The organism is Bradyrhizobium sp. LB14.3, from assembly GCF_040547985.1.
Classification (GTDB): Bacteria; Pseudomonadota; Alphaproteobacteria; order Rhizobiales; family Xanthobacteraceae; genus Bradyrhizobium.
This window is the reverse complement of the sequence record NZ_JBEPQT010000045.1, coordinates 15,483-29,667: the sequence shown is the minus strand read 5'-3', so window position 1 is coordinate 29,667 and position 14,185 is coordinate 15,483. Positions and strand designations below refer to the sequence as shown.

The 14,185-nt window shown below is 58.7% G+C and carries 10 protein-coding genes; 1 reads left to right on the top strand and 9 read right to left on the bottom strand.

Annotated elements, in window-relative coordinates; translation table 11 throughout:
- Nucleotides 1-603 (top strand): IS256 family transposase (locus tag ABIB00_RS36755; RefSeq protein WP_354107735.1); only part of this gene is annotated, 603 nt, incomplete at its 5' end.
- A 483-nt stretch (nt 604-1,086) separates the two neighbouring features.
- Here ABIB00_RS36755 and ABIB00_RS36750 read toward each other — a convergent pair.
- The 9 genes from ABIB00_RS36750 to ABIB00_RS36710 form a co-directional block, all read right to left on the bottom strand.
- Nucleotides 1,087-2,352: a Glu/Leu/Phe/Val family dehydrogenase gene (locus tag ABIB00_RS36750; protein WP_354107734.1), complete on the bottom strand. Its 1,266-nt coding sequence runs from the start codon at nt 2,350-2,352 to the stop codon at nt 1,087-1,089.
- Nucleotides 2,353-2,769: 417 nt separating this feature from the next.
- The gene (locus tag ABIB00_RS36745) at nt 2,770-3,951 is read right to left on the bottom strand and encodes a M20 metallopeptidase family protein (RefSeq protein ID WP_354107733.1); all 1,182 of its coding nucleotides are present in this window, start codon (nt 3,949-3,951) and stop codon (nt 2,770-2,772) included.
- 246 nt (nt 3,952-4,197) lie between these two features.
- Nucleotides 4,198-4,905, bottom strand: a complete 708-nt coding sequence (locus tag ABIB00_RS36740) for an aspartate/glutamate racemase family protein (protein WP_354107732.1) — start codon at nt 4,903-4,905, stop codon at nt 4,198-4,200.
- Nucleotides 4,906-5,558: 653 nt separating this feature from the next.
- A complete protein-coding gene (locus ABIB00_RS36735) occupies nt 5,559-6,755 on the bottom strand; it encodes a M20 aminoacylase family protein (RefSeq protein WP_354107731.1) in 1,197 nt (398 codons plus the stop codon).
- Nucleotides 6,756-7,289: 534 nt separating this feature from the next.
- Nucleotides 7,290-8,750 carry an FAD-binding oxidoreductase gene (locus tag ABIB00_RS36730; RefSeq protein WP_354107730.1) on the bottom strand — a complete coding sequence of 487 codons (1,461 nt, stop codon included), beginning with the start codon at nt 8,748-8,750 and terminating at the stop codon, nt 7,290-7,292.
- Nucleotides 8,751-9,025: 275 nt separating this feature from the next.
- Nucleotides 9,026-9,988 (bottom strand): D-2-hydroxyacid dehydrogenase, encoded by a 963-nt coding sequence (locus tag ABIB00_RS36725; RefSeq protein ID WP_354107729.1) that lies wholly within the window; start codon nt 9,986-9,988, stop codon nt 9,026-9,028.
- A gap of 125 nt (nt 9,989-10,113) precedes the next feature.
- Nucleotides 10,114-11,202: an ABC transporter ATP-binding protein gene (locus ABIB00_RS36720; RefSeq protein WP_502917944.1), complete on the bottom strand. Its 1,089-nt coding sequence runs from the start codon at nt 11,200-11,202 to the stop codon at nt 10,114-10,116.
- Nucleotides 11,203-11,249: 47 nt separating this feature from the next.
- On the bottom strand, nt 11,250-13,022 hold the full coding sequence (locus ABIB00_RS36715; RefSeq protein WP_354107728.1) for an ABC transporter permease subunit: 1,773 nt from the start codon (nt 13,020-13,022) through the stop codon (nt 11,250-11,252).
- Nucleotides 13,007-14,146, bottom strand: coding sequence for an ABC transporter substrate-binding protein (locus ABIB00_RS36710; protein ID WP_354107727.1), 1,140 nt, complete (start codon nt 14,144-14,146; stop codon nt 13,007-13,009). Before ABIB00_RS36710 ends, ABIB00_RS36715 begins: the two co-directional genes overlap by 16 nt.
- Between the last annotated feature and the right edge of the window lie 39 nt (nt 14,147-14,185).

Genomic DNA, 14,185 nt, shown 5'->3' with positions numbered 1-14,185 from the left:
CTCGATCTGAAGCGGCGCGGGCTCGACGTGGCGCCGCAGCTTACCATCGCCGATGGCGCACTCGGGTTCTGGAAGGCGGCCGGCGAGGTCTGGCCGAAAACGCGCGAGCAGCGCTGCTGGGTGCACAAGACCGCCAACGTGCTCGCCAAGTTGCCGAAGAGCCAGCAGCCGAAGGCCAAACGCGCGTTGCAGGAGATCTGGATGGCTGAAACGAAGCTCGCCGCCGAGCTGGCGTTCGACGCCTTCATCGAGAGCTACGCGCTGAAGTACGAGAAGGCCGCCGATTGCCTAAGCAAGGATCGAGACACGCTACTGGCGTTCTACGACTTCCCGGCCGAGCACTGGAAACACATGCGGACGACAAACCCCATCGAAAGCACCTTCGCCACCGTTCGCCACCGCACCATCCGATCGAAGGGCTGCCTGTCCAACAAGACGGCACTCGCGATGGTCTTCAAACTGCTCGAGGCCGCGCAGAGAAGCTGGCGTCGTCTCGATGGCCACAACCAGTTGCCAAAACTCGTTGTCGGTGTGACATTCCATGATGGGATCGAGGTCATCGCCAAGCCGACCGACCGTCAGCCCATAACCGCCGCCGCCTGACCGGCTCCGGCCGTCACCAAAACTTGGCGATAGCTCGCTTGTGATTGACAAGAGCACTGAGGATCGGATTCGCGCCCGCCCAAAAAAGGCAGAGTGCCTACATTTGATCGCTTATGTTTGCTGTCTGTCGGACATTCGGACGATACCCTTGGCCATCCGCAGACAAATGCGATCCCGAGTTGCGGTTCGTCTCGCGCCCTATGGAGAGCAAAGAGTGATTAATGACGCGGAGCGCCGTTCGTGCACGAAGCACAACCGGAAGGCGCCATTTCCCAAACACGACACCCTAAACCGACTTTAAGCTGAGCGGCATCATCAGTCCGCCGGCCCCTCGTTCAGTCGCGGGCGTTCGCCTCCGGGAGGAACATTGGTTGCTCCGGGATCAGTCCGAGCTCCTACGGGTCACCGCAACCCGCCGGCTCTTCATTGAGCGTTCCCGCTCGTTCTCTCATGACACTATCGAGTTGGTGAGGTTGCACGTGGTCAGGGGAAGAGACCTCTGGTTCGCTTTGCGTTTTGCACTACGTCAATACCGATGGCCGTGGCTGCCATTCGGGTTGAAATCCCATCGCGTTTCGCGCGTACCATAGTTTGCTGGAACGACCGTTCAAGGATCCGGTAGAGACGATCGAATACCTCCGCTTGCTCCCAAAACAGTCGTTGCAGGTCCTGCACCCATTCGAAGTAGCTGACGATGACGCCTCCCGCATTGCAAAGGATATCAGGCAACACGAAAATCTCATCGCCTCGTGCGTGCAAGATTGCATCAGCTTCCGGCGTCGTTGGACCGTTTGCTCCTTCGGCTAGAACCCGACACTTGAGTTGTGCGGCATTTCGGCCCGTAATGACCTGTTCGAGTGCAGCCGGTATGAGGACGTCGCACTTTTGGACCAGCATCTCCCAGGGTTCGATGAGGCTCTGAGAGGAAAAGCCAGCAAGATGGCCGTGCTCGGAAGTATGACTGTGTAGCGCCCAAACGTCCAAACCGGCGGGATCATAATAGGCGGCCGTGTGATCGCTAACACCGATGATTTTGAGACCTCTTTCAGCCAACGCATAGGCTGCTATCGATCCAACGTTGCCGAACCCTTGCACGATGGCGGTTGCGCCATCGGCTCGAATCCCGAGACTCTCGAGCACGCGACCAACGAGATAAGCGACACCGCGGCCTGTTGCCTCGCGTCGGCCGAGTGTACCTCCTGCCGATACGGGTTTTCCGGTGACAATTTCGTTGATCGTCTTCCCCTGATACATGGAATAAGTGTCCATAAACCAGGCCATGACTTGCTCGTTGGTGCCCATATCGGGGGCCATGACGTCGGTATGCGGACCAACAAAAGGTATCATCTCCTGCATATAGCGTCGCGATAGAGATTCGAGTTCGCGCGGCGACAGGGCATAAGGATCAACGGTAATCCCCCCCTTTGCTCCGCCATAAGGAAGGCCTGCTAGCGCGCATTTCCAGCTCATCCAAATGGCTAGAGCGGCGACCTCCCCAATATCGACGGACGGCGCAAATCGCGTTCCGCCCTTCGTCGGCCCAAGCGTGAGGTGATGCTGTACCCGGTACCCCTGAAACACCTCTGTACGGCCGTCATCCCTGTGAATTGGGCATGATACGGCGATTGCGCGCTTCGGATAGAGCAGTCGACCTCTGTCCATTTCGGGTATCTGCAGGTGATCGGCGACATGCTCGAATTGCTGCTTGGCCATTTCGAACACTGGGCCAGTGTAGATCGATTTGTTCATGGGCATTGATCAAAGCGGTTTCGGCGAGACGCCGGTGGGATAAATCAGCGGCCGTAGGAAGGGGCGGCTCCTAAAAGGGCGGCCAGGACGTCCGCCGCGGGGGAACTTGACGACGAACGTGTTCGGAAGTTGCAAGGTCGTGGCGTTTGGCACGAGGCGGAGGCGCGGCCGCGCGTAACGTCAGGAGTTATCCAGATGGTGGGGGCGCCCTCACAGCGCCGAAGCCGCAGCCGCCTCAACTGCGTTTCACGGTGCTAGCGCCGCAGCCTTAGATGAAGACGAGGACGGACCCGCTCCTCCACTGCACCAATAAGTCGGATGATCGATCGGCGAATCAGGCATGGGGTGCCCTCGTCTGCAGCATGGGTCTTCGGGCGCACTAAAATCGCGAGGCGTCCCGCCTCGCTGCGACCGAACTCAGGTATTCAGTAAGTCCAGAATGTATTTAACGGCGAGCTCTGTGGTCGGAATGATGAGTTCATCTGAGGCGCCGAAAGTGGGCGTATGGACGGGCGATTCGTTGGACGTCGAGCGACTGCCGAACCAAAAATAAATGGAGGGTATGCAGGCTGAGTAAAAGCCGAAATCGTCGCTACCTGTTATTTCCTTACTGGCGTTGAAGCCATCCGGGCCGGCCGTGTCGTGAACGAGTTCGCGGAAGCGCCTCACCATCTCCGGATCGTTGACGACGGGGGGCTCACCCGAGCGGATGACGCACTCGGCTTGACCGCGGTGCGTCGCGGCGATGCCTTCGGCCACGTCCCGCACGCGCTGGCACAGTTGTCCTCGCCGTTCTGGGCTGCGAGTTCTGATCGTTCCCTCCATAACGACGGAAGGGCAAATGATGTTGGTCGCCTCGCCTCCGTGAATGGTACCGATCGTGATCACCGCCCCGTCATCGCCAGGCATCTCGCGCGACACCACTTTCTGCACTTCGTTGACGAAGGCAGCAGCGATCGCGATCGCGTCGACGCCCTTATGGGGCGCCGCGCCATGGGCCATCTTACCTGTTATGGCGAGCCTGAACTGATCGGCCGACTTAGTTACAGCTCCCTCGCGCGCGCCGAATTTGCCAGCGGGAATCTCGGGAGCGACGTGGAAGCCGACGGCGTGGTCGAAGCCTTCGAGCAATTTCTCGTCATGGACAGTGCGCCCCCCGAGCGGCTCGGCCTCCTCAGCTGGCTGGAAGAAGACGCGCACTTTACCGGCGAAGTTGTCGCGCAGGCGATGGAAGGCGAGTGCAGCCCCGAGCGCGATCGAGCCGTGCATGTCATGGCCGCAGGCATGCATAACACCCTTGACTTGGGATTGATAGGACAGGTCATCGCGTAGCTCCTGGATCGGCAGCGCGTCGATATCGCCGCGCACCGCGATGGAGCGCTTCGGGCCAGAGGCCTTGCCTTCAATATCGATATACAGGCCAGTCTTGTGGAAAGTAACGGTCTGATTGAGACCAAACTCCTGGAGTACGCGTCGAATTCGCTCCTGCGTTTTCCATTCGGCATTCGATAGTTCAGGGTCACGATGCATCGCATGCCGTAATTCGATCACTGCGTCGCGCTCGGAACCCGATAAAAAACTGTTACTGCGCTCACTCATTCCGTCTGCTCTCTTATTCGCGCCTTCCGGCCCTTGGATCCACGAAAGAAAAACCTAGCGTGTTGTGACGAAGGAAATTGACCGCTTTTAGCTCAGCCACGATTGTTTCGGCCAGTCATACCACATTTGGCGTTCGATTTCGCACTGCGCAGCTGCCGAAGTGAAACAGACCGTGATCTGGGAGAGTTCGGACGTTTTTCGAACAGCACTGAGGTGTACCACGGGCCTTCAAGGTAGCGAGGGCCCTCAAGGAACGGACGCCATCATCTGACGGCAGAGACCGACGACGTCATAGACGGGCAGCCTCGCGACACGGCGGATCGCGGGAGCAATGACCGGGAATGCAGCACATTCGAATAGGATGGCCGCGATCTGCGGGTGTGCATGGCGAAGTTGCGCAACGCAGCTGACCACATCTGCCTCGACGGCGGCCACGTCGGTTGGCGGCGCCGGGCGCTTTAGCTCGTCATGCCAAAACTTCCCGCCTTCAATGCCACCAATCACAACCCTCGCCCGCTCGTCCGGATCGGCAAGACTGAGGAGGTCGTCGCCACAAAAATTGGAGTCGTAGGTTAGGACAGCAAGTTTCGAGAGCGGCGGCAGCTGCCGAAGCAAAAAAGGCAGCAACAGCAGGCTAGACATGCCCACAGGCACCTTCACCGAGGCCGCCACTGCGGCTTGATGACGGACGGAGAAACCGCAAGTCGAGCTGATCGCGACTGCACCTCGCTCCACCAGGCGCCGCGCGGCGGCGATGAATGCCGGCTCGAGCCCAGGATCCCCGCGTACAACGTTCTCGACCCAAGCCCCCTCTACCGTTTCGTAGACCACAGGGAAGTCGAAGCTGGCTGGATTCAGCATCGAGCCACACGGCGGAGCCGGTGGCGTCGCGCCGGGTGGCACCCCGCGCTCGAGCTTGAGAATTCCCAATGCGCGTAAAGTTTCTGCCGTCATGGATCAAACCTACCTCGGTTCCGCCTCAAATCTCCACCTCAGAGACCGTCCAGCGAGCCGAATTTCTGCGGAAAGTGGGTTTAACGCGAACCTTCCCTGCGACTAGAGGCACGCTGTCTCAATCGACCAGTCGCTCGAAGCCTGAGCTTCTGGATCGGATCGATTAGAATAGGCGAGCGGCGTAACCATCAAAGGCAATCCGCCCCTCCTCCTCATCTGCCATGGCGAATTTGAGTTCGTTCGCCGCCTCCTTCGACCATTAGGCCGCCGTAGAGCCCACCTCATGTTTATAGGTGGGCCCGCGCTGTCCCGCCGGTCCTGCCTGTCTCTCAGACTCTTCGATTTCAAACAGGTGGGAGATGCATACACCGGGTGGATCGATTGGTAGTAGCCACCAGCAGAGAGCACGTCCACCGCGTTGTAATTTTCGGCTGCGCTCAACCGTCTCGCGCACTGTCCTTACGAGTCGGCGGTGGTCCAACCAGATCCACATAACACAATGAGCCTTTCGTTCCGAGTACCGTTGCTCCATGAACAATCCGCGCCAGGCGATCTTCCGCTTCTGCTGTGGTCAGCTTTCATATGCTCGATCAAAGAGCTATCGTTTTTCCGAGAACGCATTGTCTGCCGTGCGAGATTGGCCCCATTGCCAACTAGGCTGCTCGTCTCCCTAACCATCGCCGCGACAATTCCACCCAGTATGTCGATCCCACAGCGAGGATCTCGTCGTTGAAATCGTAACTGGTGTTGTGAAGAGCGCAGGGGCCCGGCCCGTGGCCTTGCTCGCGGTGCTCCCCATCTCCAGCTCCCAGCAATGCGAAGGCGCCGGGCCGCGCCTGTAGCATGTACGCGAAATCTTCTGAACCCATTGTCGGTACAACGTCTGCATCTACGTTAGCTTCGTCGACAATTGATTTCATTACGTCCGTCGCAAAGCGTGTTTCGGCCGACGTGTTCACCGTAGGTGGATAGCGGGCTATTATGAGCTCGGCTCTGCATTCCTGTGCGGCGGAAAGATTTGTAGCAATCGTTTGCATCCTGGACTCAATGAGGTCCAATGTCTTGTCGTTGAATGCTCTTATTGTGCCGGCAAGTCTGGCTGTATCTGGCACTATGTTTCTGGCCTCTCCCCCATTGAACTGAGTGACAGAAAGTACTGCTGCATCCATCGGGTTCTTGTTGCGGGTAATGATGCCCTGAAGCGCCATGACGATTTGTGAACCCGTCAAGATGGGGTCTTTTCCATCTTGTGGAAACGCGGCGTGTGCGCCGACCCCAATGATGCGAATGTCGAAGTTGGTGCATCCCGCCAGTATCGGACCAGGCCTAACGCCGAAGCTGTTTACGGGCAGGCCTGGCCAATTGTGCAAACCGAAGACAGCTTCGACGGGAAACTGTCTGAAGATACCCTCATCCACCATCACCTTCGCGCCCGATCCATTTTCCTCTGCTGGAGAGAAGATGAACACGATTGTGCCATCGAAATCTCGCGTGCGTGCCAAATGGCGGGCAGCACCCAACAACATCGCCATGTGCCCGTCATGACCGCAAGCATGCATCTTTCCAGGACATTGCGACCGGTGCGCGAACGTATTGAGCTCCTGCATAGGCAGTGCATCCATATCCGCACGTAATCCGATCGAGCGTTTCCCGTCGCCGGCGCGTAGCACTCCGACGACACCCGTGCGCCCGAGGCCACGGTGCACCTCGATCCCATATCCCTTCAATGTTCTGGCAATGAGATCCGACGTTTCGGTCTCCTCGAAAGCCAGCTCCGGATGAGCATGGAGCCAGCGTCGCAATGCCCTCGTTTCCTCTTCCGCAGCCGTTATGTCTGGTATGGCTTGCATTTCGAAACTCCGGCGAAGAGAGTTGCGCTTGTCGTGCTGGCAGGCATTTGTTTTTACCCGCAACGTTCGACCGCGAGTGAAGCCTGGCTAACTGTAGCGAATGCTAGAAGCGTGATTTGTGCGATCAACCGCATGGCGGCGCTCTAATCCAGCCTCAAGGCGCTCCACTTCGCGGGATTTCTGCCATCTGCGGGGTAAGCAAGCGATCGGATGACCCAACTCACGATTATCAGCGAAATGAAGCCGTAGGATCGAGCCCGCACGTATGCGAATAAAAGCAATCGTCATCGCGGCTGCCGCCGGGGTAATCGCCATCCGTTGGTGCGGGCCAACCGATTCCTCACGCTTTCAGTTTTCCTCGTAGATCTTGTTGCGCCGATCAGCGCAGAACACCGAACGCGGTCCTGTCACGTCATCGTCCCCGGCAACTCGGGATTGGTGTCCCCAGCAGTTCTCTCGGTTCCGACAGTGTACTACCGGATCATCTCTCTGCCCGCCGTCGAATGACTTGCCGGCTTGACGAGATGGGAGGGTTCACAGCACCGTTGCGGGGTTCATGATCTTGAGGGGATCGAGCATCGCCTTGAGCTGCCGCATCAGCTCGATTGCGGTCTTGTCCTTCACGTCGGGCAGCTCGTCGCGCTTGAGCACGCCGATGCCGTGCTCCGCCGAGATCGAGCCGCCCATGCGCAGCACGATCGCGAACACGACCGCGTTCATCTCGTGCCAGCGCGCCAGGTAATCCGCACCGTTGGCGCCGACGGGCTGGCTGACATTGTAGTGCAGATTGCCGTCGCCGAGATGGCCGAACGGTACCGGCCGTGCGCCGGGGATCAGTTTGACCACGGCGGCATTGGCCTCGGCGATGAAGGCCGGCACGGTGGCCACCGGCACGGAGATGTCGTGCTTGATCGAGCCGCCCTCCGGCTTCTGCGCCGACGACATCTCGTCGCGCAGCTTCCAGAAGCCGGCGCGCTGGGTCAGATTGGCCGCGATCACTGCGTCGTCGACGATCTCGTCCTCCATGGCGCGACCGAGAATGGTCTCCAGCGGCGTGCGGGCGTCGTCACCCGGAGAGGACAATTCCATCAGCACGTACCAGGCATGCTTTTGCGCGAGCGGATCGCGCACGTCGATGCCGTGTCGGATCGAGAAATCGACCGCCATCTCCGACAGCAGCTCGAAACTCGTCAGCGCATTGGCGGCCTCGCTTTGCGCGATCGCCAGCAGCCTCAAGGCCGCGTCCGGTGACTTCAGCCCGACGAAGGCGGTCTCGACCGAGCGCGGCTTCGGAAACAGCTTCAGCGTCGCCGCCGTGATGATGCCGAGCGTGCCTTCGGCGCCGATGAAGAGGTTGTGCAGATTGTAGCCGGTGTTGTCCTTCTTCAGCTTCGACAGCAGATTGAGCACGCGCCCGTCCGCCAGCACCACCTCGAGCCCCAGCGCCATCTCGCGCGCGACGCCATAGGCGAGCGCGGCCGTGCCGCCGGCATTGGTCGAGAGATTGCCGCCGATAGTGCAGCTCCCTTCCGCGCCGAGCGAGAGCGGAAACAGGCGGTCCACTTCGGCGGCCTTCTGCTGCGCGATCTGCAGCACGACGCCGGCTTCGCAGGTCATGGTGTTCGACGCAATATCGACCTCACGGATCTTGTCCAGCCGGCGCAGCGAGACCACCACCTCGCCATTGTGCGGCGTCTGGCCGCCGACGAGCCCGGTGTTGCCGCCCTGTGGCACCAGCGCGATTTTGTGCTCGGAGGCCAGCTTGCAGATCGCGGCGACCTCCGCGGTCGAGCCGGGGCGCAGCACCAGCGGCGAGCGGCCGTGGAACAGATTGCGCTCTTCGGTGACGTAGGCCTCGATATCGCTCGCATCGGTGATGGCATGGCGGTCGCCGACGATCTTGCGGAATTGTGCGACCAGCTCTGGCACAAGCGGCGCTGCGGGAGACCTGCAAATAGTCAAGACTGTTACCTTTGAAGCGGCACCGACATACATTTGTCAACAACGCAGATTGCTGAAGGTTCAACGCGTAAGGAACGAGTGATACAGCCGGCGAGCCGTACGCCTGTGCCACTGCACCGAGGAAGTAGAGCAGTGGGATATTCTAGCCTGACTCTCCTACTCAAGGGGCTTGGCGGCGCCTCAATGTTGGTGGAGGAGGCTGTCTGGCGCCAGCGTACGCGTCCCACACACGGCCGAGGCGCGCAAATCCGATACGGCCTGAACTGCCGAGTGCGCGAATTGGCCTGTTTATCCTTATCCAGCGTCCCTTAATAGCCGCGCCCCATGTCCACGGCGTTCCTCATCGGCTCGTTCTTCAGGAAGTGGCCAATGTTGTCGCCGAAGATGGAGAACACCCGCTCCGTGTAATTCGTTGGACTTCCCGCCACGTGAGGTGTCGCAATCACGTTCGGCATATCCCATAGCGGGCTGTCGTGCGACAGCGGCTCGTGCTCGAACACGTCGAGCATCGCGCCGGCGATTGCACGCGTCTGAAGGGCCTTGATCAGTTCTGCCTCCACCACGACGTTGCCTCGGGCAATATTAATGAGAAAGGCATCCCGCCGCATGCGCGCGATCTCCGCTGGGCCGATGAGACCAATCGTATCCGCGGTCGCCGGCACAGCCAAAACCACAAAATCGCAAAGCGGAAGCAAGTCTGCCAACTGGTGGGAAGCGAACAATTGGTCGACACCCTCGACCGGTATAGAAATATCTCGCTTCGAGCCTACGACCGTCATTCTAGCGCTCTTGGCGCGGCGCGCGATTGTCGCACCGATGGAGCCCAGCCCAACTACTCCGAGCGTCTTCTCCGCCAGGGGCGCGACATAACGAGGATTCCACTTTCGCTCGGCCTGCTCTTGCAAGAACCTCCGAAAATCCCAATGCAGCATCGTTACGCCGGCCATTACGAAATCTGTGATGATGTCGCCGTGAATCCCGCGCGCATTGGTGACGGCGATGTGACCCGCTCGATCGCGAATGGGCAACATGGAATCAACACCGGCATTGGTGCATTGAAACCAGCGCAATTTCGTCGCCTTGTGGAACAACTCGACAGGGAAACGAGACGCAAGCAATGCATCTGCCTCACCTATGTAACGCTCCAGCCGTTCGGTGTCGGGCGCGCTGATTGCGCGAACCTGGGGGAAACGCTCGCTGATGAGTTGTGCGTAGGTTTCGGCAGCGGGATGGTTAAGGAGGACGGTAAGTGCTGGTCCTTTATCGGCCATGTTGATCTCCGAAAACGTGACAAGTTTACCCGGTTGATGCCGGTTCGTTCCCGTTCGTCATGCACTGCTTCGGGGACGGGCGAAGCCACGCGTTCCAGTCAAGCTCGCAGAGCGAGGTCGACAACTTACTCCTTCAGAACGCTTGCGTCGTTTGCGGCCCAGGAGGCAACACACGCCTCGCCGATGCCGGGTAGTGCTTCAGCTGAAACGTTCAGGACCTTCGATGTCAGCTGCAATCCATAGTCAGTGCGGAATTCGACTATGGTTGCATCGCCAATGAACGTCATGTCGACAATATGCCCCTGAACCCCACCTGCGTTTCCGCCGGCTTTGTCGAGGCGCAAATGTTCGGGCCGCACACAAAGCGTGGCATCCATATCCGCCTCAGGCCGATTTGCGGCGCCGAGAGTCTCGCCACCAGGCCCTTGAAGGACGCCCGACTTGAGTTTGACCGGGATGAGATTCACCTCACCCACAAAACCGGCCACAAATAAATCGGCGGGCCTGCGATAGATCTCCTGGGGTGCGGAAACCTGCCGTATCCGCCCTTCGTGCATAACCGCTATCCGATCGGACATGGCGAGCGCCTCATCCTGATCATGGGTGACATAGATCATCGTCTTGCCGACTTCCTTGTGCAAGGTCTTGATCTCGTTCCTGAGATGCTGGCGCAGCTTTCGGTCGAGGGCGCCGAGAGGTTCATCCAGAAGCAGGACGGGAGGCTCGAAAACCATTGCTCTGGCGATCGCCACTCTCTGCTGTTGACCGCCAGACATTTGGTGTGGGTATCGTGAGGCCAGGGCAGTTAGGTGCACTTGGTCAAGCACGCGGTGCACGCGGGTTTCGATCTCCGCCTTAGGCATGCGTCGCATCCGAAGCGGATATGAGACATTCTCGGCCACCGTCATATGGGGGAAGAGAGCATAGTTCTGGAAGATCACGCCGAGTTCGCGACGGTGTGGCGGCAGTCGCGTGATATCCTTGTCATCCAACAAGATCGTGCCGCTGTCGGGCATCTCGAAACCAGCGATCATCATCAGAGTTGTCGTTTTTCCCGATCCGCTCGGGCCCAGTAGCGAGATGAACTCTCCAGGCGATATCGAAAGGCTCACACTGTCAACGGCAGTTGCGCGGCCATACCGTTTGTGCAAGCTGTGCAGCACAATCCCTCCGGTCTTCATATCAGTGCTGGTCAACCGGGTTTTCATCAGCATTTGGGCTCCAATTGGTGCTCTGTTCGCTGTTAACGTGCTCTCGTGCCTCAGACGCGTTGTTTTCGCCGCAGCAGGGCACTCACGAGGATGACAATCGCGGCCAACAGTACCTGCAGCGTGGCCACCGCCGAAATGGTGGGATCGACACCTTGCGAGATGCTCTGCCACATAAGCATAGGTAGAGTGGTGATCACTCCGATGCCCAGGAACAGCACGTACACCACGTCGTCGAATGAGTGCAGAAAAGCAAAGAATGCAGCCACGATGAAGGCGGGTGTAATCAGTGGAACAATGATCGTGCGGAATGTGGCCGCGGGCCCTGCGCCAAGGCTGCGAGCCGCCCGCTCGTAGGCGGGATTGAGGTCACGAAGGTTCGCGACAATAAGGACGACAACGTAGGGTATCGAGTAGACTGCTTCGCCGAGTGCTAGTCCGAACTCGGTGCCCTGAAGTCCTACCCGAGCAAGCAGGAAATAGGTGGCAATCGCCACCACGATGGTGGGCAGGATGATAGGGGAAAGCACGAGAGCAACTATTGCTCCCCGACCAGGAATGCGGCCGCGCGCAAGACCGAAAGCCAATGTCGCGCCGAGGACAATTGCCATGGTTGTCGCCATTAGCGCGACCCGTATGCTTGTAAATGTCGCATTGATCCACCCAGTATCGGAGATAAATGCTTGGTAATTCTGGAGCGAATAGCCGGGCGCGGGGAACTCAAAAAAGGCGGACGAACTGAACGAGAGATATACCACCACCAGTATCGGTAGGAGAAGAAGCGCTCCTAGCAGGGATGAAACGATGGACACACCATAGCCCCCCAGAGAGGGCAGCCAGCGGTCGAGAACATTAGCTGCGGAGCCAATATGCATCAGCCACTGCTTTCGGATGCGGGGGTTGGCAACAGTGTCCCCATCGTTCCTCTCGTCGGACAAGCCCAGAAGCTGATTGACTGGAAAGAAGCGGGACCCAATCCACAAGATCGCCAGTACCGAAACGAGAAGTACGATTGATAGCGCAGATCCGGAGCCCCAGTTAAGATGGTCCACCACCTCGCTATAGATCTGCATCGTGATGGTGAAATCAGACAAGCTACCGAGCAGTGCCGGCGTGATATAAAAGCCGAGGCAGTTGACGAACACGAGCAGCACTGCGGCCATCACGCCCGGCAAGCTGAGCGGCAGAAAGACCGTCAGGAAAGCAGCGACCGGGCTCGCACCGTTAGATCTGGCGGCGCGGAGCAGCTTTTGATCAATGCTCGACATGACAGTGTACATAGGAAGGATCACGAGCGGCATGACTATTTGGGTCATACCAATGATCACGCTTGCGCGGTTGTAAAGCATTGAAATTGGTTGAGAGATGAGGCCGGACTTGAGCAGGAGATCATTGACAATGCCGCCGCGCCCCAGAAGCACGATCCACGCGAAAGTGCGAACCAACACGCTGGTGAAATAGGGCAACACAACAGCGATGAGAAGGAATGTGCGTAGGCTCGATGATCTGCTCGTGGCCAGCGAGTAGGCGATCGGGTAACCAAGCACCAGGGCTAGCGCGGTGACCGAAAGGCTTATTTGTAGCGTGGTGCGTAATACGGCCAGGTAAACCGGATCCCCGCCGACTCGTACAAAGCGCGCGAGGGTCCAATTGGGCATTCCGAGCGAGAGCATCAGAAGCCCGGCGAGCGGCACGACAAAGAGCAGCGCAAGAAAGATTCCGCCCGGCAGCAGGAGCCACGCCCATGGTGTGGGTGCGGCCGAGGGCGCAACTGCCGAAGAATCTGACGGTACGTTGTCTGTCGGCAGCATTACTGTACGCGCCATGCCAACCACCGTTCTCCGATGTGCTCAAGATTCGTTTTGCCGTCGGGGCGTTTGGCCGCAAGCCATGCAGAGTCCTCGTGGATCACCTTGGAGGAATTGTCAGGATTGATGCTGAGCAACGGGACCTGATCAGGAGGCAGATGGTCGAGCTGATTTATGTTCGGGCCCGGATACCCCGTTCCTGTAGTGAAGTCGGCGGCAATTGCTGCGCGATTTACGAATGCAATCAGCTTCTGCGCGTTTTCGCTGTTTGGGCCGCCCTTCAGAACTGTCCAATACGTGTAGTTCACGTATGCCCCCTCCCAAATCATCTGAATAGGAGCCCCCTGACGAATTGCGCTGATTGCGCGGCCATCGAAGCAACTTGACATTGCGATCTCCCGGTTGAGAAGCAATTGAGGCGCCTCGCTGCCCGCACTCCACCATTTGCTGATGTACGGCCTGATTTCGTCAAACTTCTTGAGGGCCCTATCGATCTTGTCGTCGGTCAGCGGCCAAATGTCAGATTTCGGCACCCCATCGGCCAGCAGCGCGAAGACGATGTTGTTTTTTGCATTTGCGGGCAACTGAGTAAGGCCGCGTGGGCCGGGAAATGCCTTGACGTTCCAGAAATCGCTCCAGCTTTTTGGGCCATTGTTTGCAAGCGCCCGCTTATCGTAGGCCAACGTCATGGCCGATCCGATCACCGGGACCGCGCTTTTGAGCCGAAGCGATTGCTCTGTCCCCTTTATAGATTCAGCGTCCCAAAGGCTATAATCGATCGGGAGAAACATGCCAGCGTCCTCCATCGATGGTAAGGTCGATGCCTGTATGAAGGCGGTATCCCAATCGACGCGTCCGGCTTGGTTCATCGCCTTGACCTGAGGCTCGGCAACATCGGCGACGACGTCGACCACCTTGATTCCGGTTGCTTCGGTAAAGGGCTCGTACACGTATTTTCGAATGCCCTTGGTAAACAGACCCCCCCACGAGAACGCGATGACTTGGCCGCTACCCGCCAGTTTGTCCTGCGCAAAGGCAACTGTCGATCGCGCGAGTGTGGGAATTGCCATTGCAGCTGCGGCGGCACGAAGCATGCTCCGGCGGCTGAAGCTGGACGGTTGATGTTTGAACAAATCGCTCATAGCGTCCCCTTCCTGGTTCGTTCCGAGAATGCCGCGATG

What these genes read in the sequence shown, in the direction of transcription:
- ABIB00_RS36750 (WP_354107734.1), bottom strand. Translation starts at nt 2,352, where the DNA reads ATGAACAAATCGATCTACACTGGCCCAGTGTTCGAAATGGCCAAGCAG.
- ABIB00_RS36745 (WP_354107733.1), bottom strand. Translation starts at nt 3,951, where the DNA reads ATGAGTGAGCGCAGTAACAGTTTTTTATCGGGTTCCGAGCGCGACGCA.
- ABIB00_RS36740 (WP_354107732.1), bottom strand. Translation starts at nt 4,905, where the DNA reads ATGACGGCAGAAACTTTACGCGCATTGGGAATTCTCAAGCTCGAGCGC.
- ABIB00_RS36735 (WP_354107731.1), bottom strand. Translation starts at nt 6,755, where the DNA reads ATGCAAGCCATACCAGACATAACGGCTGCGGAAGAGGAAACGAGGGCA.
- ABIB00_RS36730 (WP_354107730.1), bottom strand. Translation starts at nt 8,750, where the DNA reads ATGTATGTCGGTGCCGCTTCAAAGGTAACAGTCTTGACTATTTGCAGG.
- ABIB00_RS36725 (WP_354107729.1), bottom strand. Translation starts at nt 9,988, where the DNA reads ATGGCCGATAAAGGACCAGCACTTACCGTCCTCCTTAACCATCCCGCT.
- ABIB00_RS36720 (WP_502917944.1), bottom strand. Translation starts at nt 11,202, where the DNA reads ATGCTGATGAAAACCCGGTTGACCAGCACTGATATGAAGACCGGAGGG.
- ABIB00_RS36715 (WP_354107728.1), bottom strand. Translation starts at nt 13,022, where the DNA reads ATGGCGCGTACAGTAATGCTGCCGACAGACAACGTACCGTCAGATTCT.
- ABIB00_RS36710 (WP_354107727.1), bottom strand. Translation starts at nt 14,146, where the DNA reads ATGAGCGATTTGTTCAAACATCAACCGTCCAGCTTCAGCCGCCGGAGC.